Consider the following 20,786-nt stretch of genomic DNA (forward strand, 5'->3'; position numbering starts at 1 on the left):
GGGCCTACGCAACGAAACAAGAATGCTTGCGAGGGGGCAAAAAAACGCCAGCCCGGGCGCATCCAGGGCTGGCGGCAGAGCGTGAAGTCAGTGGGCTTTACGTTGGCGATTGGCCCTCGTCAGTCGGGAATGCGTTGCCGAGCAGCGCTTTGCGGCGCTGCAGCTCCTGCTGTGCCTGTTGGCTGATCGGCAGGTTCATGGCAGCGAGCTGCTGCAGATCCGCCAGGGTGGCCTGCTTGACCGATGCTTTGGCCGGCTCAAGGCGTGTGCGCAATTGACCAATGGTGCCGGATGGTTGCGGTTTGCCGTGCAGGGCCGCCTGGGTGCGGTCATTCTCGCGTTGCAGCGCCTTGGGGTTGCGCACCAGCGACTGGATACCGGTGTTGCGCTCCTCGGTATGGAACAGCGCGGCCGAGTTGATGGCGCGCGTGTTGCCGATGATCTTCGAGAACGCGTCGAGCAGCGGGCGGCCCTGGCTGGAGTCGCACAGATAGTCGGCGCGTTCCTCGATGGTCGTCATGGCTTGCAGGCGTGCACGCATCGCTTCCACGTCGAGGTGGCTCACGTCGATCGGCTTGGCCAACGGTTCGGCAAGCTTGAACAGCTGTTCTCCGTTGGCGGTCGAACCCGGCGCGTGCGCAGCCACCTGCGTCGACACCTGTGCCGCGCGTGCGAACGGTGTTGCGGCGTGGTAGCGCACGAACTCGTTCTTGATCTGGACGGGGCGGTTCTCTGTAGCCGCGGCATTGATCTCCTGGGTCGCCGCTGCGTACTTGGCCACCACATCGGCCATCAGGTTCGGATTGGCGAGGTAGCGATCGCGTTGCACCGGGTTCGCATCGAACGCCTGCCGTAGCGCGGCATCTTCGCGGTGGGCTTCCGCGTCGACGATCTTGGCGAGGAAGGGATGCTGCATGATGAGGTAGCTCGTGTCGGAGCCCATTACCTCGCCAGCGTAGCTCTGCGTGCTGTCCGTATGCGAGACCGACGGCGTGAACGTGCCATGCGGCGTCGGCACTGTTAGCGACAGGCTCATGCCGCTGTTCTTGTTGCGCAGGACGCGCGCGTATTGCAGCTCCATCGGGGCGTTCTGCACGTCAGGCGCCTGGCGCAACTTGACGACCAGGCTGGTGCCGTCGGTCACGTTGAGCAGCAGCCCCTGCGTCTGGCGGATCAACTCGTGCGGATCGAACTTGTCGTCCTGCAGCCGCATGTTCGGCGCGAACTTTTCGATAGCCGCTGCAATGGCCTTGTTGAGTATCGCGCCCGTGATGGGCGCACCGCCCTGCGCGGTGAACGTGAACTGCCAGAACTTGCCCGTACGGCTGGGGTTGACCTGATGATTGGCGTTCATCAGGCGCGCCTCGGCGGTGAGCGAGACTTGCCCCGCGCTGTTGCCGACAGAGATGGAACCTGTGAACGGTCCCAGTTGCACTTTGCCGGTGGACCGGCCGAAGCGGTTGAGGATCGCGTTGAGCGCACTGCTTTGCGCGCCGCCGGAAACCGTCGCCTTCAGTGCCGTATCCCAGCGCTGCCACAGCGATTTGTCTTTCAGCGGGCCGTTCTTCTGCACGTCGTAGTTCTTGAGCGGCAGGTACGTCTTGTCCAGCATTTCACGCGCGGTCTTGTACATCGAATCCGCCGTCAGGATGGCTTCGGCGGCGGCCGTGCCGTGCTCGTCGCGCTGCGCCATCTGCTGTTTCACGACAGAGATATGCGCGCCCACACAGCCCAGCGCCAAGCTGATCGCAGCATGGCTCTTGGCGACGAACGCCTCTGGGTTGGCCAGCGCATCTTTCTGCGGATAGCGGCCATGCCACACGGTCTGGTTGATCTGTGCGAAGGCCGCTTCGCGATGCTGGTTCAGCGTATCGCGCTCTTTGGCGGGCATGAAGCGATCGTTCCTGGCGAGCACGGCCCCGGCGTGATCTGCAAATTGCAGATAGGTGCCGATGAGATGCTCCAGCTGGTCCGTCGCGTGATTGAGCTGTTCGGGGCTGGCGTGCGTGATGGCGTTGTGGAACTGCGCGGGGATGTTGGCTTCCTCGCCGTAGTGCAGGCGCTCGGTTTCGGTAAAGGGCTGAGCGGGGCCCGCGTGCAGTTCGTGCGTGAGTGCCTTGCGTGTCTCGTTGTACAGGTGGAGCTGCGCGGGCGGTGGCTCGGCACAGGCGGCATCGAGCTGCTGATGCAGCTTGAACGTGGACTGGTAATCCTTGTGATAGCCCGGGTCCAGCAGCGTGTGCGGTGCGGCAGCGCTTTCCGTGAAGAACTGCGCCACGTTGCCGCGCACGTTGACATCAAAGCTCCCGCCGGCTTCCAGGTTGGTGCCGCCGTGGGTCTCGTTGCCGACGTTGGCATCTACGCTGCCGGTCACCTGGCGGTAGGCCAGGAAGCGGTCGCCATAGGCCACGGAATCGGGCACGTCGCGTCGCGGTTGCGCCGGCATGGGCTGCCCGCTGCCGATGCGGTCCGTCAGCACGTCGGCGATTGGCGGGTACGCGGCCTTCATTAGCGTGCTGAAGCGGTCGCCGCCCACTTGCTGGTCGATCGCGCCGGCCAGCAGCGTCATCTTCAAGGTGTTGAAACCCTTGGCAATCTTGGCGTCGTTCAGGAAGTAGGGCTTGCCCGCGGCTTCCGTGTAGTTGCGGCCGATGGCGTGAGACACGAGATTGGCCAACGATTCCAGTTGCTGCATCGCCTGGCGCGCATGTGGGCCGGCAGACTTGACCCAGGCGTGGTTGGCATCGTGGTTGGCAACGAGCTTGACGAGTTGGCGCAAGTCATCGTGTTCGAGGTAGACATTGCCGCCGGACAGGTCCAGCCGGCCCGCCAGCTTGGCGGCCCACTCGCCCAGCTTGCCGCCGAGCGCAACTTTGGCGAAGGCCTGTGCCGAGGGCCAGTAGTCGACGTCGCCGTCATCATCGGCAAAGTACAGCCGGCCCTTGCCGCCACCCGCTTCCACCGATAAGTGGGCACCGGCATAGCGGTTGGTTGGGAAGGCCGAGATCGACACGCTGCCCGACGTGCCTGTGCTCACGTTGGAGCCGGGCTTTGCCGTGCTGATACCGGGGGCTTTGGCTTCAAGGTTGGCGGTTTCCTTCTCGGCGTAGTGGCTCATGACCTCGTGCGCGCTGCCGCTCAGGTGCGTGCGCTTGAGCTCGGTGAGCAGCGCCGCGATCCCCTTGTAGGCGTCGGCCGGATCATGGTTACCCAGTGATTTGGCAAGCTGGCGCGCGGTCTTGGCCGCCGACGCAAAGGCATCACGCACGGCCATGCCGACTTCGTGCGGAGCCTTGCGGGTGTTGTCTGCGGCAATCGTCTGGATAGTGCCCAACTGATGCTGAAGCTTGGCGCGCAGCCCGTCACTGTGCGGGTGCGAGCGCGTGAGTGCTACCGGCACCGTGGGTAGCGCATCCTTGAGCGCAAGCGCCATCTGGCGCAACTGGGGCTTGTTCAGCGCGCCGGTATCGGGATCGAACACGGGCGCATCCGGCGGCGTGTGGCGGCCCTGCGCGTGCGCGCTGGATGAGGGAGACAACGACGAGGGCGACGGCGGCCGCAGCACGATGGCAAGGTCTTGCTGGGTGCCATGCTCGGCGTGTTCGGTGTGTTCGGTGTGTTCGGTGTGCTCGGTGTGTTCGGTGTGTTCGGTGTGTTCGGTGTGTTCGGTGTGTTCGGCGTGTTCGGCGTGTTCGGCGTGTTCTGTGTGTTCTGTGTGGGCAGTACCAGACGATTCGGCGTGGGGCTGCTCCGTCGGCGTGGGCGTCGGGTTCGGGTTCGCTTGCGCGTGTGGGGTGTGAAGCGGCGTTGCGGTTGTGCTGCTTGCGTGCCCCTGTGCCTGCGGCGCAGCGGTTTGCGGCTGTGCGGACTGTTGAGGCGGCCACTGCAGCTTGCCGTTGCGAATACGCTTCTGGGCCTCCCGGTGCGCGGCGCGCGTTCCGCGTCCGCTCAACGTGGTGCTCGACAGCGCAACCTTGAGCTGCTCGTTCGTCAGGGACGCAGCGCTTTTCTTCTGGCGGTTCGCCGTCACCATGTCGGCAAGATCGCGCAGGCCGCCGGGCAACTGCGAAGTCTTGCGCACGCTTGGCATCGATGGCTGCGCGGATTGCGAGGCCGGTGCGCTGGACGACGTCTGCGCCGGAGGCGTCGCGCTGGAGTGTCGGGAGAATATCTTCATGATGGGCGAGGGCTCCGAGGTTGGCATGCCGGGGCAATGCGGACTCGCCCGAGCACAGTTGAACCTTGCAAGCGTAGCCAGCCACTGCCGACGAACGTCACTGGCACCGAAGTGCTGCGTCGGCATCCGAAGCGACCGCCCGCGGCGGCTCAGTACCGTGCGGGCGCGGCGCCGTTGTCCAGCTCTGCCGTGAGCGCGGCGATGGCATCGAGCAGATCGGTCGCTTCCGGGTCGTCGTCCAACGCGTAGCGGAAGCGATAGATCATCTGGCCGGTTTGCGGGTGTTGCACAACGCTGCCGCGTGCAGCACCGTCCACTTCCAGGCAGAGGCCGAGCAGCAGATTGAGCGTGAGCGCGACGTCCAACGTGTCGCGGGGCCCAAGTTCGACGTACGCGGTCAGCATGTCGGGATCGGCGTAGCTGTCGTAAGCCAACCAGACGTTGCGGGTGCCGATGCGCAGGGCATGCGCGGGCAATGCGTCGTCGTCGAACGGGGGGTGGGGCAAGTCTTCGGGGGGCATGGGCGGGCGCCGTGGCGGTTGTCGCTGCAACGCATTGCAGCAACCGGGTTGCACCGCAGAACGATGCCAGCACGGGCTTCCGGATGTGGCGGGTGTGCCGAAAAACTGCGATAAAAGCCGAAAAAATGCCCACCTGAAATATCAGCGGTGGTTAAAATCTCGACACCTGGGTGGGGTTTTCTCGATACCGGGTCGGGTCGTTTGCCGGGGAACGGCCAGCACAGATTTTCGCGGAGGGTACCGTGACGCAAACCTGCCAGCCAGTTACCGAACTGGCCTCTGACTGGTTCCGACAACACTATGCGTGGCTCGCCCGTCGTATGGGCTGCAAGACGGGCTGCCGCTTTGGCGCCGAAGACATCGCGGCGGAAGCGTTTGTGCAATTGCTGCAAAGGCCAGGGTGGCAAGACACCCGCGAGCCGCGCGCCTTGCTGACAACGATTGCGCAGCGCGTGCTCTACGACATCTGGCGTCGTCGTGATCTGGAAGAGGCCTACATGGCGTGGGCCGCCACGCAACCGCAAGCAACGCTGCCGTCCCCCGAAGACCGTGCGTTGATCCTCGAGACCCTCACCTCCATCGATCGTATGCTCGATGGGCTTTCCGCCAAGGCGCGCGCCGCTTTTCTCTATAGCCAGCTCGATGGCCTCACGTACCCTGAGATTGCCGAGCGCCTGCAGGTATCCGTTCGCATGGTGCAGAAGTACATGACGCAGGCCATGCGCCTTTGCTATCTGGCTGAATCGTCGTGAAGCACGCGCTGGACGATCGGATCGCCGAGCAGGCGATCCAGTGGCTCGTCGTACTCCGCTCGGGCACAGCTTCCGAGACGGAGCGCCAGCGCTTTGCCGCCTGGCAGGAAGCCGACCCCGCGCATGCTGCTGCCGTGCAGCGTTTGCAAGGCGCGTTGGGTTCGGTGGCACTGCCCCCCGTGGCAGACCCGCATCGGCGCGCTGCGCGGCGGCTTCTTGATGCGCCCTCTTCGCCAACACGGCATGTGCGCCGCGCGCTCATCTTCAGCGGGCTGGGTCTGGGCGTTGCCGCCCTCGTTGACAGAGAGATTCCGCTGGCCGACCTGGTTGCCGACATGCGCACGGTCACCTCGGAGCGCCGCGATTTCGCGCTGGCCGGCGGCTATCAATTACGCCTGAACGCGCGCAGCGCGGTGGATGCCTCTGCGCTTGCGCGCGGTTACGACGTGCGTCTGCGCAGCGGCAGCGTGCTGGCCGTCGCTGGGTCGCCGTCGGGTCAGTTGCGGTTGTGGTCTGCCGCGGGCGCGGTGGAATGCACGGGCGGCATGATCTGCGCAACGCTGGAGCCCGGCGGCGCAATGAAGGTTGCCGTGCTTGAAGGCAGCGCGGCGTTGTCGACGCCGGCAGGTGCGGTGTCCACGGCGCATGCCGGCGAGGTACGGCGTCTTGGCGACGGCGGCATCGAAAAACTCACGCTCATGGCGCGCAACGTAGCCGCCTGGACGCGCGGCATGGTCGAGGTCGAACACCAGCCGCTGGCCGATGTGATCGACGCATTGCGCCCCTACCACCGTAGCCTGATCGAGCTGCATCCTGAGGTGGCCGGCCTGCGCGTGACGGGGCGGTTCCCCCTCGGCGGCTGCCGCGCCCTGCAGATGCTGGCCGAAACGCTGCCCATCCAGGTGAAGGAGCTTGCCGGCGTGTGGGTGCGCATCGGCCCACGCTGAGCGTTCGTCGGCCGCGAAATTTTTTTCCGATCGGGGTTCCGGTTTTTCTCCCTCGTTGCACAGAGAGAGTAAGAGGCTGCCGCGATACCCATCCGCGCACGCCACTGCATCCAGATGCAATAGCTTCCACAAGAGCGAAGGACGACATGAACGCCCGGGCCCAGAACGACGTGCTGCTACACGCAGCCGACAGCACGGCAGAATGCCGGTATTTCTCCCCTCTCCCTGCGGCAGCCGATTGGCGGGCGCAGGCGGTGGTGCCTCTTACGATCACGGTTCGGCAGGTCTCGCGCGCCCCGAACACTGGGATCCTGGTCGACTTGACCGAACTGGCCCAGGCCGCCGGCGAAGACCCGCCGGCCCAGCCGGTCACGCTGGAGCAGGCGCACGCGATGCTCGGGCGGATGTTGGAATCCAGGCGGAAGGCGCCTGCCCGTTCGTCCAGCAAGGGGGCTTTGCTCTCCGCGCTGACGCCACGCCAGCGCGACATCCTGCGTGAGGCGGCCTCGGGAAAATCCAATGTGGAAATCGCGCAGACACTGCATATCGGCGTAGAAACCGTGAAATCGCACGTGCGCCAAATCCTGATGCGTTTACAAGCACGCAATCGGACCGAATTGGCAGCGCTATATCAGCAATGTGCGGGTGAAATCCGCTCGCACGAGAATCATTAACGCGATAACCATTAACAAGGCAATGTTTTTTAAACCGGCGCTGAGTTTTTTAAGCCGGCACTGAAATTATATGCCTTGAAGGTTTTTATTAAGAAACGCTAAAACAATTTGCTGTGGGCGCAGTGGCCCTGCGGCGCGCAATCGTTTGCGCAAAAAAGGCCGCTTAAGCGGCCTAAGCGGCCAGGACGGTGCGCGCCTGGGGGCCTGCCGGCTCGTTGCTGGCGGCTTGCACGGCGAGCTGATAGCCGCGTGCATAGACGGTCTTGAGTTCCACGCCGGTCTCGGGGCCGAACTGGAGCTTCTTGCGCAGCTTGTAGATGTGCTGCTCGATCGAGCGCTCGACGATGCTGGCGTCTGCGCCCCACACGGCCGATGCAATCTGCTGGCGCGAGAGGAACGAGCCGGGCGAAGAGAACAGCAGCCATGCCGTCGCAAATTCCCGTGCGGTCATGCGAATGGGGACGCTGTTGACCGTAGCGGTGCGGGTCAGGCGGCAAAGCCGGTACGGCCCCACCACGACGTGGATACCGGCATTCTGGCGCACTGGCTCGGCACGGCGCAGCGCCCGTTGCACGCGGGCTTGCAGTTCTTCAGCGCTGAAGTGACCGGTCAGCACGTCGTCCACGCCGGCATCGAAGGCCGACGCCATGTCCCCCCGGTCGACAAACTGCCCGAACACCAAGGTGGGCCAGCACATGTCGGCATTGCACTCCCGCCACGACAGCACGAGTTGCCCTGCCGTACGGAAGTGCTGAGCGTCAATCATCAACAGATCAAACGTTTCCGTGCGGCGCGCACGCAGCAGCGACAGGGCGTCGTCAAAGCGGATGCACTCCGCCTCTTGCGTGGATAGGCAGCTTGCCACGTAGGCAAAGCTGGACGGGTTGGAGGTCAGTACGGCGAACTTCATAGCGCTTCCCCATTTCAAGCCATCGCGCAGAGGAATCTTTGCAGATGACGCTTCAAACTGGGGCCAAGCATAACGTTCACAATTTGCTCACACATCCCTATAAAGAGTGAAATCGCGTTTAGATCTGATTGAGTTTTTTTTGTTGAGTTGGAAATCGTCATTTGAGCATGCGAATGCCGCATTCTGTGTGAACGACTATGCGCATATGCACATAAAAAAACCGGCGAAACCGTTAATTCGCCGGCTTATCTGACAACCTGATGAATTGATCTTCAACCGAACTTGATGGCGGCGAGTTCGCGCGTGCCTTCCGCTTCCTTGCTGGCCCGTAGCTGTAGCGCGCTGGTCAAGCCACGGCTGCGGCTGGTGGACACCTGTTCGACGATAGCGAGCTTTTCCGGCAGGCGCGACGTGGGCGCTTCCAGCAGCGCCTGCGCCAGCGCTTCGGAGGCTTGTGCGTCGGCAGAATTCGGGTCGATGCTTCGGTGCAGGTCCGCCAAGGCCAGGTGGCCCTCGATCTCGCGAGCGGCAGACGGCCGAAGCCGATGCCGGTGCAGGTAGCGCTGGTTGGGACGGGCGTGCTTTTCGACGGTCTCGCAGTAGGCTTCGAACTCGCGTGCGGCTTTTTCCGGCGTACCGCCGGGCTTGTGGGCAAGCATGTTGATCCACGCATCGCGGTCGCTGCGCACGACAGCCAGGTATTCGCGCACGCTGCGGTATTCGGTGTCGAAGTAGCTGACGCGATCGGCAATCTTGCCGTTCTGATAAGCGATCTTCACCTTCGTCGTGTGGCCGCCTTCCGACAGCTTCCAGTTGAACCCCAGCGGCATGCCGCCGGTAAACGACTGTGTGAACTTGCCGCTCTCGCCGGCCTTGGCCGATGCATTGTCGTCGGGGGCTGCCGTGTAGAAGGTGCGGCCCACCGAGAACGCCAGGCCGGCGCGCGCCGTCACCTTGTGCCCCGTGGCGACGCTGAACTGCTCCATGCGCATCGTGCCGGTCTTCTCCTGCAGGGTGGCCGTGTTGCTGAGCGTCTTCTCGCCGCGCAGCCGTGCGGATGGGCCGATCCGCACCGGCGTGTGCGGGCTGCTCACGCGTACGTTCATGCCAACGCTCGCGTCCATCGACGCGCGCCAGCGCTTCTTGGTCTGGTCGACCCAACTGATCGAAATGCCGCCGCTGCCACCGCTTTCGCCGCAGTGCTGCGCCAGCGTATTCCACAGCGTGTCGGCATCGGGCCGGTGCTCGGGCGCGGCGGACGCGTGCTCGAACAGCAGGTTGGTGGCCTTGACGATGGCATCCGCCGCGGCTTTGTCGTCGTACTTGATGGGCTCCCAGTCGTCGTGGCCTTCTACGGGGCGCTGCGTGGGCCGCGTGGCACGGATGACCACGCCGCGCGGCTCACCGGTCTCCAGATCGAATGGCGTGACCTTGACGGCGAGCAGGTTGGCGCGCAAGCGCTTGCCCCACGTTTTGAGGTCGTAGCCAACAGAGGCACCCACGCCGACCGAGGCGCGCATCGTGCGATCGGTGCCGACGAACACGTCGCGCCCGTGTGCACTGCGCCCGATTTCCACCACGGCCTGGCGGCCCCTGCCGTAATTGGCATCCAGTTGTACGGACACGGGCACCGGCAGCGCCTTGCCGACGTGCGACAAGCCTGTCGATACGCCGGCCGTGCTACCCCCGATCCAGCCGCCGTTGGACAGGCGCACCTTGTTGCCCGATTCCATGGACGTGAGCAGCGTCTCGATGGTCTTGCGGGCGTCTTCAATGGTGGGCGCCTGCATCTTGAGGTCTTCCGGGTGCTCGAGCTTGTCGGCACGCTCAAGTGCGCTTCGGAATGCGGGGGCTTCGGCGGCCTCGCCCGCGTGGGTACTCCAGTAGCGCAACAGCGTGGCCGATGGTTGCAGCCCCACCAGGTATTCCGGCGGTTCGCCCACCAGGCCGGCGTGGTCGATGAGCTGCGCCACGTGGGCCTGCGCGGCGTTGACCTGCGGCAGGGTCAGCGTATTCAGCCGGGTTTGCGCCCAGGCTCGGCTGTCTGCATCGTCGGTCAGTCCGGTCAGGGCCACGAATTGCGCGAATTCCTGGTGGGCCGGCGAGCTGCCCGGCGTGCGGGCGACAGCGGTTGGCTCGGCGTTCTCGCGCTGCATGCGGCTGACTGCTGCGCCGACTTCGGGTTGCAGCGCACGCAGCTTCTCTGCCGTGAGCGCGTAGTCGCTCAACGGCGCGTTGGCGGCTGCCAGCCGGGCCCAGTGCTCGAGGATCGCGCCGCGCCAAAGATCGCCTGGGTGGGCGATGGTGTGCAGCGAAGGCGCATTGCCAGCCTGCGCGAGCGTGTCGATCATCGTCCGCAGCGCCGCCGTATAGGTGTCCATTTCCTTGACGAGCCCAGGCCGCTGTGCGCCGTGCATGCCAAGCGCAGCCGATGACAGCGGCGATTTCTTCTTGCCGATCATCTGCCAGAAATGGCTGCCCGTGGTTTGCTTTTCCACCCGCGGAATGGTGCGCCCGACAAACTTCGCCAGGCGTGCCTTGGTGCTGGCCAGATCCGAGCCCGGACCGTCTTCACGAAAGCCTTGGTGCCACGCAAAAAGGACACCGGTCTGTTGCGCGCCGACGGGCTCCCCGCGCAGCTTGAGCGCAGCGGCATGCATGACGTTGACGGCGAGTGACTCGGCCTGGGTGCCGCTGCCAGCCGGGTGGGCGTGCAACAGGGCGGTGGGGTCGGCCGCCGTAGTGGCAGCCGTATGAACATGGTCGGCCGCTTGCAAGAAGGCGCGTGCGGTGTGCGCCTGCTCCGGGGTGGGCGGAGCTTGCATCAGACGGGTCAGCGCTTCAAAGCCGTGATGGCTGCGCGAGAGCAACTGCGCCGTGCGCCACGCCGCGCTTGCCACGCCCGCATCGCTCATGCCTTGCGGCATTGGCGGGACCGTCAGGCTGCGTGAAGAGCCACCGGAGCCGCTTGAGCCGTACTGGGCCGACAGGCTGGATTGCCGGGAGAGCGAACGCGGGCTTTCCTGATCAACCGTCCCGCTACCGCTGGCTTGGGCACCATGTGACGACGTTTCGTCCGCACCGAACAGATGCGACAAGCCCAGGTCAGACGCGCTGGAGCGATGCGACACTGCTGCCGATGCCGTCTCACCAAACAGGCGGCCCATGCCCATCGAAGAGCTGCCCGTGGAATGTGTTGAGCCGTCATGGCTCGGCGTCGGTACAGGCGTGGCAAAGGCGGCAGCGTCGAAGTGCACCGCATGCGAAACGTGCTGCAGCACCCGCAGCGCATCGGCTGCATTGCCGCCGCTGGTGGCCGCCAGCGCGCGTGCTGCCAACATCGGCCCGATGTAGTTGCCTGCTGCGGACGAGGTGCCCTGCGCTGGAGCCGCCAAGACGCCGAGCCGATCGGCCAGCAGCTCTCGTTCGCTTGTGCTGCCCGCCGTGCGGAACAACTGCGCAACGCTCTGGCGGAACGCTTCGGCCGTCGCTGGAACCGTCAACGCAGCGGTCGATGTTGCCGCTTGGGGCGTCGGCGGTTTTCCGCGTTGGCGCAGGCGCTGCGCACCCTGTTCGGCGCGCTGCATCATGGTTGAAGTCTTGCGCTGGGAACGTGCCGCGCGGCGCGTCTCGTGATGTTCCTGAACCTGCGGTGTGGCAGGATGCGGTGTGCCTTCGGCGGCCTGCGGGGTTGTCTCGGGCGTGGTCGTCAACGTGCCGCGCGTGGGCGCCTTGTAGTTGTCCACCGTATTGAACGACGCGCCGGAGCGCTTGCGGTCGCTTAACAGTGTGGCCAGTTCTGTCTCGTCGCTCTTGGGCAGCTTTTCGCGCACGCGCGATTTCAGGTTGCCGAGCCAGCCACCTTTCTTGCGAGGCTGCGGAGCAGCGCTGCCCTCGGGCGGGGGCGATGGTGTGCGCGCAGCGAAGTCGTGGAGTGTCTCGTACTCCGACGGCGATGTCGGCACGTTGACGGGCAACAGGCGTGAAGGTGGCATGGCTCGGAATGCTCAGGCACTGGCGTGGTCAATCGGCATACCACTTTGATGCGGACGAATGACAAACGCGCGTGCAATGCGAACGGGGTGTGACGGTGGCGAAGTTGCATGCCACCGGCCCACGCGCAATCCGTCAGTGCACCGACCACTTCGAGACCGATATGGCTGATGCTGCAAGCCCGGACATTGCGTCAACCAGCAGAGCGCCGGTGGGGTCTTCGTGCAGCATGTAAGCAAAGCGATAGACCAGCGTACCGGTGTGCGCCTGCTGCGCCACCACGCCCCGCGACGAAGCAGGCAGGCCGAGGCAGAGCCCGAGGATCACGTGCAGTGCTTCGTCAACGTTGATCTCGAGCGGCTTGCCGAGGTCGATACAAACCGTGACCGACTCAGGGTCGGCGTCGGCATCACAGGTGAACCAGAGCTGATATGTACCGATGTGGATGGGGTGCGCCGCGAACGGGAAGAACTCATCGGCGCGCAGAAGCGGGACGTCTAGGGTCGGAAGATACGGTGTGCGTGAGGCGGACATGAACGTGGATTGGCGATGCCCCAGCAGCCGACACGTCAGCTTCAACGAGCACCTTCGCATGTAATGCCGCGAGCGTACGGCGTTATATGACAGCGGACGTTCGCGTTCACGAAATCATCACGGATGCTGCGAAGCCGCTCGGGTGGAAGCGTTGTCGTTGGCCTCACGCATTGCGCGTTACGCGCGAATCCACACGTAAGTACCGTTCGAGAGGTTCTCGAACATGTCGTCGGTTGTCTGCAGGATGTTGTCGCGCCAGTACCGGCCGTGCTCGGCATAGTGGCCCAGCAGTTCGGCTAGCTGTTCGCCGTCGATGTCGGGGTCGTACGCCACGCGCACGATCAGGATGATGCCGCCTGTATCGCCATCCAGCCCGAGCTGGGCATGGTCTTGCGCATAGATGGTGACGTTGGCTTCGAGCATGAGGCGGAACACGCGCAGCGTGCGGCCGCCTGTGACGATGCCGTAGTCGAAGTTCAGGTAGAACGCATCGAGGTCTTCCTCGACCGCATCGATGATGACTTCGAACCCCTCCACCGTGAGCCTGCCGGCGGCGATGATGGCATCGGCATCCGGAATCTGCAGATGCATGCACATGTCGCGGATGAGGCTGTCGCGCCGTTCCATGCTCATGCTTTACACCAGCAGGTCTTTGGCCGCTTTCGGGCCGGCTTCCATCAGCTTGGAGAATGCTTGCGTGCGGTTCAGTTCATCTTCCAGATGGGCTGCGTTCAGCATGTCTTGCGTGCCGGCGGATACCACGGCTTGCAGCGTGCCGGATGCGCGCGCACCTGCGTGGGCGTGGGCGTGGGTGGGGTGCGACGCGGATTGGCCCGGTGCAGGGGGTGCCGGAACTGCGGAAACGTTGCGGTGGATCGGTGTCATGTCGGGATCGCGGTGGCGGGTCGGATTCAGTGAATCGGGCGGCGGCGCGATGGGCCGAGTGCAGAGAACAGCAGAAGCGCGCGGGCGGTGCGTTGAAAAACCGCTCGGGAACGGCGCGGCCCCGTTCCCGAACGTTGGCGGCACACGGTGTGCCGTCCGGAACCGATCATTACGAGATCAGGTCCTTGGCGGCCTTCGGGCCCGCTTCCATCAGCTTGGCGAACATGTTGACGCGGTTCAGTTCGTTTTGCAGCTTGGCTGCGTTCAGCATGTCTTGCTCGCCTTCCTTGGTGACGGCTTCGTTTTGAGCGTTGAACGACAGACGGCTAGCGGCGTCGCCCAGGCCAGCGGCAGTGGTTTGAATGGTCATGGAAAACTCCTTTGCAGTGGATGAATGGTCTCGGGTGAGAGCCGGGTTTTTCAACAACACCCCGGTATGGGATGTCGCTGATTCGGTTTAGCGAACGTGCTGCTGTTGTGTTCGCCGTGAAGTCATCATCGTGGATTTCTCTGCGCTGGACTGGCGAAGAGGCGAAATGTGATGTCGTCTCGCGAAGCCCGTCTGCGCGCTGCGCGTGTTATGCCGGGATCAACCCCGAGCACACTTGTGCCGCGCTGGAAAAACCATGCGACAGCACGCGAAGCTGCTCGCGCTGGTTGACGTCCACCGCACGAATGGCGCGCTGTTCCATGTCCATGGCGGTGTGCTTGAGCGCTTCAATGGCCTTGTTCAGCGGGCCGAAGTCCTTCGGGCCTTCCTGTTTGGCAAACGCCTGGATGCCGTCAAACGTTTCGATGATGTCGAGCGAGAAGTGGTCAAACATGTGGGTCTCCAGAAGAGGGAATGGCAAGAACGTACAGGCGCCTTAACGCCGCGCTGCGAGAAAATCTTTTGTGCCGTCTGAGCTTTCGATGTAGCTCAGTTCGTCCACCGAAAGTGCGGACGTGGCATCGGCTTTAGGGTCGCGCACGCGTGCTTGCGTGATGTCCAAGGCAATGTCTTTGATGTTGCCGCCCAGGTCGCTACGCACATGGTCCGCCGTTGCACGAACACGTTCCGGGTGCATGGCTGGCCCGGTGATGGAGAACCGGTTGCTGCCCAGGTAGCTGATGCGCAGCCCCGGTTCCTGCAGCGATTCACGCAGGTTTTCAATGACCTCCTGCGCGATTGAAAGATCGGTATGGACGGACGCTGACACCGCGCGCAGATCGCGCAGCGTGGCGAGCTCTTCGGCGGCTGAAGTCACGATGCCGTGCACGACGATCTCGTTATCGTGCTGCTCGATCTGCAAGCCGTCGATACGGTGCAGCGCCAGGCATGTGCGCACACGTTCCAACAGCGGTATCGGTGCCGTGGCTGCGGAATGCGCGGCGGAGGATGTTTCGCGCGTCGATGCCAGCAGCAGTGCGCACGGTGTCAGCAGCGCGACTGCCGTCACGCCCATCCAGCCTTTGCGTGCGCGGGGCCGGGTGGGCGTGGGGGTGTCGGCGGCAGGAGCTTGCGCGGCGGCAACGCTGTGGATGCCAGGCTCTGCGGCTGCGGGCGATAGCACGCGCTCCAGGAGTGCAAGGTCGGATGGCCATGCCTCCCCGGCCGGGCCGACGCACAGAATGATCTCTCCAAAGCGGCGGGGGGTCAGGTCGTCCCAGGTGCTGCCGCCGTCGTCGGATTCGATCAGGACGCCGTGTTCTGTATCGACAAGCAGCGCGAGCGGATCGCCCGCCCAATCGGAGATGCGGATGCTGGCTTGTGCGTCGGGGCCTACCGTCCAGCGGCCTGGAGTCAGGTCGAGGCATGCGCCGGCATGCGCGCCTGCCAACACGCGAATGTGCTTATTCATGGTGATTGCGGGGAAGGATCAGGAAGCGGAGGCAGGGCCAGACCCAGCCCCGCCCGGTAAGACCAGAGTTCGGTTGTCCAGCGGCGCGCGACGGCGCTGCTGCGTGCGATGCTTTCGGCGCGCTCGCGGCCAATGCGCGGCCGCGATGGACTCAGCAGCAAGAGCGGAAACAGCAGGTTGAATGTCTTTTCGCGATCGGTCAGTGCGTGGGCGGCAGCGTGTTGTAGCGTGGTGTTTGCCAGCAGCCGGTCTTTCACAGCGGCCAGCGTGCCTGGCATGCCTTCAATAGGCGCCTGTTTCAGATAGCTGCGCAGGATGTCGAACGCCATGCGCAACGGCATGGGGTGCCCCGTCTGCATGGCGTGCCGCACGGCAAGCAACTCCTGTTCAAGCCGCTGGTAGCTGGGCGACTCCAGCTCGGGCAGCAGCGTGTCGGCCGGCAACGCGGTGGTCCCGGCGCCTGCGGCTTTCTGCGGTGCGGCGGCGGCGGTCTCGGCGGCTTGTTCCTGCAAGTACTGCAGCAACAGGGCACGGCGGCCCTGGGCGCTGCGGTGGTCTCGCGACTGTTCGTCATCGCCGTCGCGTTGGTCTTGCCGGGACGGCAACCCAATCACCATGGGCTCGACCTTGCGCGCATGCTCCTCCAGCATGAGGAGCAATTCCTCGAACGTGCTGTCGGTGATCGGCTCTTCGGGCGAGCCCGCACCAGTGCGTTTGCCCGTGCGCGGCCGGCGCACGCGTTTTGCAACCTGTGCGACGTGCTTGTGATGATGCAGTTGATCTTCTACCAGCTGCTCGGCCCAATGGTCGTGTCCATGCGCGCCATGTCGATGATGCTTGCGATGGTGCGGCGCAGCCGTGTTCTGCGGTGCCTGTACCGGATCGGGCAACGAGAGAACGTTGGGCGTCGAGGCGGAGATGCGTGTCATGACACCGTCCTACTGGAAGAGCGATTGCAGGATCGTGTTGCCGAACTGGAGGATCGACGCGGCTCCCCAGGGTGCAGCCACCACAATCACCACGGACACGATGATGAGTTTCAGCCCGTGCGAGATGCTGCTGTCCTGCAGCGAGGTCACGGCTTGCACGAATGAGATCAGCAGCCCGGCAATGGCCGACACCGCCACAGCGGGCAAAGACACCAGCAGGCACAGCATGAGCGCCGTGCTGGTCAGGCGCGTGATGTTGTCGTAGTCCATGGTGGCCCCTTTAACGATACGTGTTGACCAGGCCGTGAATCAGCACTGACCAGCCGTCCATCACCACGAAGAGCAGCAGCTTGAACGGAATGGCGACGTTGCTGGGCGTCACTTGCGACAGCCCCAGCGCCATCAGCAGGTTGGCGATCACGAGGTCGATCACGATGAAGACCAGATACAGCAGGAAGCCGATGCGGAATGCCGCCGTCAGCTCCGTCAGCGTGAAGGCTGGCGCGAGGATGATGAGTTCGTCTTCCTTGAGCTGTGCGGCTTTGGCCGGCGGCCAGAGTTGCTGCGCAGAGCGCATGAAGAACGCTTTCTCGCGTGCGTTGGTGTGCTTGTCCAGGAACTGCCGGAACGGCTCGCGCGCGGCATCGAGCAGCGGCATGACCTGACTGACGTTCGCGCTGGAATCATTGAGCTGCATGTGTGCGCGCTGCATGGCCTCCATGCCAACGGGGGCCATCACGAAGCACGACACGATCATCGCAATGCCGTTGAGCACCATGCTGGGCGGCACCTGTTGCACGCCCAGCGCGTTGCGCAGCAGGCCGAGCACGACGACGATCTTGGTGTACGACGTGACCACCATGGCGGCAAACGGCAACAGCGCAATGGCAACCGCCGCAATGATGAGCGAGGCAAATTCAATGTTCTGCATGGCGCGCGCTCATGGCGGAGATCTGCAAGCCCAGATGCTCGCCCACGGCTACGAGCTGGCCGTGGCCCAGCGTCTGGCCGTGGCAGACCAGACGTACCGTGGCATCGCGCAGCAAGACGGGCAACTGCAAGACATGGCTTGGAGCCAGCGCAGCCAGCTCGGCCAGCGGCAGGCTCATCACGGCCACCTCAAGGTGTACCGGTACCTCCAGTGCTTCCACTGCGATGCCGTCTGTGCTGTCGTGTGTGGTGTCGCGTGCCGCGATCGTGTCGTCGTCAGTGAGCGTAGGAACATCGAGGATCGTCACGGTGCCTTCCTTGTAGTGAGCATGGGCAGTGAAGTGGGCGCGCCGGCTGTCGCCGCATGTCAGGCGTACGGCGCCTGCATCGGTGTCGGGGCAATAGGCGTGCTGGCCCCAGCCGAGCAGAACGTCGCCGGGTGCAAGCGAAGAGAGGGTGTCTGTTGCGCACCGCCGGCTGGCGATACGCACGCCCACCGGCAGGCCCACTACGCCGAGTTGTGCAAGCACAGCGTTGCGATCGGCTACGGGCGGTGCAGGCGGCGCGGCAAGCCAATCGAGCGCGGCGATGCGGCATGGCGTTTCACCGTGTGGCCCATCGAGCCGCATCGGCAGTTCCTGCTGACCGCTGCGTTGCGCATCGTTGCGTTCGGGCGCGAACGTTGCCAGGGCGGCATCTCCCAACCCGGCGGCAGACAGCGTATCGAGCATCGGCGTCAACCAAAGCCCGGCAAGCGCCGTGCGGCGTTGCGCATCAGCTTCGTGCGCGATGGCGTGGAGCGCGGGGTGGTTGGCGCCCTCAACAACAACGTCGACCGCACACAGCGATGAACGGATGCCCAGTCGCACGGGCGCCTGCATGGGCGCGGCGTGGTCTACGGCGCGCAGTTGCCAGTGGCGGTCATCGTCATCCGGGAACGGCGTGCCGATCAGCCGTGTCAACGCGGCCTGGGCCGGCGTGAAGGCACGCAGATGCGCATCGAGCGGGGATGGCGTGAGCCCGGTGTTCATAGCGAGTCGGCGGGAGGTGTCGGGTGGGGTGTGGCAGCGGTCACCACACTTCGAGTTCGATATCGATGCGCTGCTCCAGCAAAACGTGAATGCGTTGGCGCAGTGCATCGCCATGCTCGGAGAGTAAGTCGCGCGCCCGCGGGTGTGCCGCCAGGAAGCGAAGCCATAGCGTGTGGGGCGAAAGGCGCAGGGTGAGGCGGGTGTCGGGCAGCACGCGCGGGTCGAGGTCCAGCGTGACCTCCCAGCATTCGCTGTTAGCCTTTACAACGCGGGAGCCGCAGAACCTGGAAAGCAACTGCGCGAGATGCTCCGTCACGGTGCTCCCCACGCTGATCTCCGAGCACGTGCGCACCAGGCGGCTGGCCATGGCCGAGGTGTGAAGCGGCGGGGCCTCGGGCGGGGCATCATCGGGCTGCGTGTCGGCGTCGGCGTGATCGTGCGTGGGCGGTTCGTGCTCCGGGGTGTCTTCGCATGCGGCGTCGCTGTACGCATCGAGCGGGATCCAGGCGGTACTTTCACCCGCGCAGGACTCGGTCTGCATGCCGGTTCGCCCGTCTGCGCTGCGTTGCGCTACGGGGCGCCGGACGGGTGTGGTCGGATGGACGATGGGCGGGGCTCGCCACAGGCGTACGGGTGTGGTCATGGCGGCTTACAGCGTGAGCTTGCCCACGGGCTGCAGATCAACGTATGCGCCCAGTTCCTGGAACGAATACACGTTCAGCGCCTGCAATCGCGGCTCGATCATGCGGCGGACATAGCGGCGGATGTCCATGGACGTGACAATGGCAAGCGCCCCCGCCGGCGCTGCTCCCGATTGCGGTGCGGTGCGGCTCATGTGTTCCAGCCGCGTGACGATGGTGTCGACCTGCTGTGGATCGAGCGTCAGGAAGTTGCCTGCCGGCGTGGGTTTGATCGCCTGGCGCACCGTCTGCTCCACCGATTGGTCCAGCAGAATGGCGGGCATCTTGCGTGAGCCGCACGTGGCCTGGTGTGCGATCTGCCGCCCCAGATCGCCGCGCACATACTCCACCAGCATCAACGTGTCTTTTTCTTTCGGACCCCAGATGACAAGGCTTTCGAGGATGGCGCGCATGTTGCGGATGGGCACCTGCTCTTCCAGCAGGCGGCGCAGCACGTCGGCCATGCGCTGTGCCGGCACGGCCTTCTGCGCCTCGGTGACCAGACCGGGGTATTCGGTGGTCACACGTTCCATGATCCACTGCGTTTCCTGCAGGCCGATGAACAGATGCGCGTGCTTGCGCAGCACGTGCACGACGTGGTCTGCAATCACCTGTTCAGCGTGAGGCGCGGTATCCGGGGCCGCCTCCAGTTGTGCGCGCATTGGTTCCGGCAGGTCGGATACCGATACCTTGCCGTCGGACACCGCCACCGGCTGGCCCGGGATGTCGTGCACCAGCACTTCATAGGCGTCTTCGGGTTGCGCGGCGCTCTTCCATACGGCAATGCCGGGGAAGGGCAGGCCTAGCTCTTCAGCCAATGCGTGCCGCCCGCTTTGGAATGCAGCATCGAGTTTGGGAATGTCGAGTCCCTCTGCCAGCCGCGTGCCCAGACGAACCCCCAGGGGTGCCGTGAACGACGGGGCCTTGTCGGCGATGGTCGGTGCCTTGTCTTTGGACCCTTCGCGCAGCAGCGCGGGCAGGGTATCGGTGTCGGCCGTGCTGCCCGTGTTCAGGCGCTTGCGCAACGTATAGCCAAAGGCGAAGACCGCACCTGCCAGCGCGATAAACAGAAACGACGGAAACCCCGGCACCAACGCAAAGCCTGCCAGCAACGCACTGGCGGTGAACATGGCCCGTGCACTGGTTGAAAGCTGCCGCACGATCTCCTTGCCGAGCGAGCTTGGCTTGGCGCCGTGGTCATCGTCAGACACGCGCGTGATCATCACGCCGGCCGCGACCGAGATCAGCAGCGAAGGAATCTGCGACACCATGGCGTCGCCGATCGACAGCACGGCGAAGCGGTTGGCGGCTTCGCCGGCCGTCATGCCGTGATACGTGATCCCGATCACGATGCCGGCCAGGATGTTGACCAGCGTGATGACCAGACCGGCAATCGCATCGCCCTTGACGAACTTCATGGCGCCGTCCATGCCGCCGTGCAACTGGCTTTCCATGGCAAGCAGCGCGCGGCGCTTGCGGGCCTCGTCTGCGCTCAGGTGGCCGGCGCGCAGATCGGCGTCAATGCTCATCTGCTTGCCGGGCATGGCATCGAGCGTGAAGCGTGCACCGACCTCGGCCACACGCTCGGAGCCCTTGGCAATCACGATGAATTGCACAGTGGTGATGATCAGGAATACCACCATACCCACCACCAGGTTGCCGCCCACCACGAGCTTGCCGAAGCTCTCGATGATGTGGCCGGCGTCTGCGTGCAGCAGGATCGATTTGGTCGACGCGATGTTCAGCGAGAGCCGCAGCAGTGTGGTGAATAAAAGCAACGATGGAAATGCCGACAGCGATGTCGCCGCGGGGATGTACATCGTCACCATCAGCAGCACGACCGATAGCGTGATGTTCAGCCCCAGCAGTGAATCGATCAGGACGGTGGGCAGCGGCAGCACCATCAACGCGATGACGGCAACCACCAACGCGGCGATGCCGATTTCGCCGCTGAATTCAGAGACGGCGGTCTTCTTGGCCAT

19 protein-coding genes are annotated in these 20,786 nt (G+C 64.4%); 3 read left to right on the plus strand and 16 right to left on the minus strand.

The features are described from left to right. Window positions 1-97: 97 nt before the first annotated feature. Both BG83_RS0118755 and BG83_RS0118760 read right to left on the minus strand, forming a co-directional pair. Window positions 98-4,177, minus strand: a complete 4,080-nt coding sequence (locus BG83_RS0118755) for a hypothetical protein (RefSeq protein WP_051541510.1) — start codon at window positions 4,175-4,177, stop codon at window positions 98-100. Between the two features lie 149 nt (window positions 4,178-4,326). Then, window positions 4,327-4,698 (minus strand): hypothetical protein, encoded by a 372-nt coding sequence (locus BG83_RS0118760; RefSeq protein ID WP_024978134.1) that lies wholly within the window; start codon window positions 4,696-4,698, stop codon window positions 4,327-4,329. Between the two features lie 242 nt (window positions 4,699-4,940). On the opposite strand from BG83_RS0118760, the gene BG83_RS0118765 reads away from it, so the two are divergent. The 3 genes from BG83_RS0118765 (at window position 4,941) to BG83_RS29715 (ending at window position 7,071) form a co-directional block, all read left to right on the plus strand. Continuing rightward, the gene (locus BG83_RS0118765) at window positions 4,941-5,450 is read left to right on the plus strand and encodes a sigma-70 family RNA polymerase sigma factor (RefSeq protein WP_024978135.1); all 510 of its coding nucleotides are present in this window, start codon (window positions 4,941-4,943) and stop codon (window positions 5,448-5,450) included. After that, entirely contained in the window at window positions 5,447-6,397 is a 951-nt protein-coding gene (locus BG83_RS0118770; RefSeq protein ID WP_024978136.1) for a DUF4880 domain-containing protein, read from the plus strand. The genes BG83_RS0118765 and BG83_RS0118770 overlap by 4 nt, the downstream gene beginning before the upstream one ends. Window positions 6,398-6,717: 320 nt before the next feature. Next, window positions 6,718-7,071, plus strand: coding sequence for a response regulator transcription factor (locus BG83_RS29715; protein WP_419177612.1), 354 nt, complete (start codon window positions 6,718-6,720; stop codon window positions 7,069-7,071). A 172-nt stretch (window positions 7,072-7,243) separates the two neighbouring features. Here BG83_RS29715 and BG83_RS0118780 read toward each other — a convergent pair whose 3' ends face one another. The 14 genes from BG83_RS0118780 to BG83_RS0118845 form a co-directional block, all read right to left on the minus strand. Next, complete coding sequence (locus tag BG83_RS0118780) at window positions 7,244-7,981, minus strand: response regulator transcription factor (RefSeq protein ID WP_024978138.1); 738 nt, start codon at window positions 7,979-7,981, stop codon at window positions 7,244-7,246. Between the two features lie 272 nt (window positions 7,982-8,253). Continuing rightward, complete coding sequence (locus BG83_RS0118785; RefSeq protein ID WP_024978139.1) at window positions 8,254-11,976, minus strand: hypothetical protein; 3,723 nt, start codon at window positions 11,974-11,976, stop codon at window positions 8,254-8,256. Between the two features lie 133 nt (window positions 11,977-12,109). After that, the gene (locus BG83_RS0118790) at window positions 12,110-12,508 is read right to left on the minus strand and encodes a hypothetical protein (RefSeq protein WP_152543726.1); all 399 of its coding nucleotides are present in this window, start codon (window positions 12,506-12,508) and stop codon (window positions 12,110-12,112) included. Window positions 12,509-12,685: 177 nt separating this feature from the next. Next, window positions 12,686-13,141 (minus strand): hypothetical protein, encoded by a 456-nt coding sequence (locus tag BG83_RS0118795; protein WP_024978141.1) that lies wholly within the window; start codon window positions 13,139-13,141, stop codon window positions 12,686-12,688. Between the two features lie 3 nt (window positions 13,142-13,144). Continuing rightward, on the minus strand, window positions 13,145-13,393 hold the full coding sequence (locus BG83_RS0118800; RefSeq protein ID WP_024978142.1) for a hypothetical protein: 249 nt from the start codon (window positions 13,391-13,393) through the stop codon (window positions 13,145-13,147). A 169-nt stretch (window positions 13,394-13,562) separates the two neighbouring features. Then, the gene (locus tag BG83_RS0118805; protein ID WP_024978143.1) at window positions 13,563-13,763 is read right to left on the minus strand and encodes a hypothetical protein; all 201 of its coding nucleotides are present in this window, start codon (window positions 13,761-13,763) and stop codon (window positions 13,563-13,565) included. A gap of 208 nt (window positions 13,764-13,971) precedes the next feature. After that, window positions 13,972-14,217, minus strand: a complete 246-nt coding sequence (locus BG83_RS0118810) for a hypothetical protein (protein ID WP_024978144.1) — start codon at window positions 14,215-14,217, stop codon at window positions 13,972-13,974. A 42-nt stretch (window positions 14,218-14,259) separates the two neighbouring features. Continuing rightward, window positions 14,260-15,234 carry an HrpD5 family protein gene (gene hrpD5, locus BG83_RS0118815; protein WP_024978145.1) on the minus strand — a complete coding sequence of 325 codons (975 nt, stop codon included), beginning with the start codon at window positions 15,232-15,234 and terminating at the stop codon, window positions 14,260-14,262. Next, window positions 15,231-16,163 (minus strand): hypothetical protein, encoded by a 933-nt coding sequence (locus BG83_RS0118820; protein WP_024978146.1) that lies wholly within the window; start codon window positions 16,161-16,163, stop codon window positions 15,231-15,233. The genes hrpD5 and BG83_RS0118820 overlap by 4 nt, the downstream gene beginning before the upstream one ends. Before the next feature lie 9 nt (window positions 16,164-16,172). Continuing rightward, window positions 16,173-16,433 (minus strand): type III secretion system export apparatus subunit SctS, encoded by a 261-nt coding sequence (gene sctS, locus BG83_RS0118825; RefSeq protein ID WP_024978147.1) that lies wholly within the window; start codon window positions 16,431-16,433, stop codon window positions 16,173-16,175. 10 nt (window positions 16,434-16,443) lie between these two features. Continuing rightward, window positions 16,444-17,094, minus strand: a complete 651-nt coding sequence (gene sctR / locus BG83_RS0118830; protein WP_024978148.1) for a type III secretion system export apparatus subunit SctR — start codon at window positions 17,092-17,094, stop codon at window positions 16,444-16,446. Then, complete coding sequence (sctQ, locus tag BG83_RS0118835) at window positions 17,081-18,124, minus strand: type III secretion system cytoplasmic ring protein SctQ (protein ID WP_024978149.1); 1,044 nt, start codon at window positions 18,122-18,124, stop codon at window positions 17,081-17,083. The genes sctR and sctQ overlap by 14 nt, the downstream gene beginning before the upstream one ends. 40 nt (window positions 18,125-18,164) lie before the next feature. Next, window positions 18,165-18,767 (minus strand): type III secretion system protein SctP, encoded by a 603-nt coding sequence (gene sctP / locus BG83_RS0118840; RefSeq protein WP_024978150.1) that lies wholly within the window; start codon window positions 18,765-18,767, stop codon window positions 18,165-18,167. 6 nt (window positions 18,768-18,773) lie between these two features. Then, complete coding sequence (locus tag BG83_RS0118845; RefSeq protein WP_037032104.1) at window positions 18,774-20,786, minus strand: FHIPEP family type III secretion protein; 2,013 nt, start codon at window positions 20,784-20,786, stop codon at window positions 18,774-18,776.

The sequence above is a fragment of the Ralstonia pickettii genome, assembly GCF_000607165.1.
Taxonomy (GTDB): domain Bacteria; phylum Pseudomonadota; class Gammaproteobacteria; order Burkholderiales; family Burkholderiaceae; genus Ralstonia; species Ralstonia holmesii.

Coding starts and splice junctions, on each gene's coding strand:
- BG83_RS0118755 (WP_051541510.1), bottom strand. CDS start 4,177: ATGAAGATATTCTCCCGACACTCCAGCGCGACGCCTCCGGCGCAGACG.
- BG83_RS0118760 (WP_024978134.1), bottom strand. CDS start 4,698: ATGCCCCCCGAAGACTTGCCCCACCCCCCGTTCGACGACGACGCATTG.
- BG83_RS0118780 (WP_024978138.1), bottom strand. CDS start 7,981: ATGAAGTTCGCCGTACTGACCTCCAACCCGTCCAGCTTTGCCTACGTG.
- BG83_RS0118785 (WP_024978139.1), bottom strand. CDS start 11,976: ATGCCACCTTCACGCCTGTTGCCCGTCAACGTGCCGACATCGCCGTCG.
- BG83_RS0118790 (WP_152543726.1), bottom strand. CDS start 12,508: ATGTCCGCCTCACGCACACCGTATCTTCCGACCCTAGACGTCCCGCTT.
- BG83_RS0118795 (WP_024978141.1), bottom strand. CDS start 13,141: ATGAGCATGGAACGGCGCGACAGCCTCATCCGCGACATGTGCATGCAT.
- BG83_RS0118800 (WP_024978142.1), bottom strand. CDS start 13,393: ATGACACCGATCCACCGCAACGTTTCCGCAGTTCCGGCACCCCCTGCA.
- BG83_RS0118805 (WP_024978143.1), bottom strand. CDS start 13,763: ATGACCATTCAAACCACTGCCGCTGGCCTGGGCGACGCCGCTAGCCGT.
- BG83_RS0118810 (WP_024978144.1), bottom strand. CDS start 14,217: ATGTTTGACCACTTCTCGCTCGACATCATCGAAACGTTTGACGGCATC.
- hrpD5 (WP_024978145.1), bottom strand. CDS start 15,234: ATGAATAAGCACATTCGCGTGTTGGCAGGCGCGCATGCCGGCGCATGC.
- BG83_RS0118820 (WP_024978146.1), bottom strand. CDS start 16,163: ATGACACGCATCTCCGCCTCGACGCCCAACGTTCTCTCGTTGCCCGAT.
- sctS (WP_024978147.1), bottom strand. CDS start 16,433: ATGGACTACGACAACATCACGCGCCTGACCAGCACGGCGCTCATGCTG.
- sctR (WP_024978148.1), bottom strand. CDS start 17,094: ATGCAGAACATTGAATTTGCCTCGCTCATCATTGCGGCGGTTGCCATT.
- sctQ (WP_024978149.1), bottom strand. CDS start 18,124: ATGAACACCGGGCTCACGCCATCCCCGCTCGATGCGCATCTGCGTGCC.
- sctP (WP_024978150.1), bottom strand. CDS start 18,767: ATGACCACACCCGTACGCCTGTGGCGAGCCCCGCCCATCGTCCATCCG.
- BG83_RS0118845 (WP_037032104.1), bottom strand. CDS start 20,786: ATGGCCAAGAAGACCGCCGTCTCTGAATTCAGCGGCGAAATCGGCATC.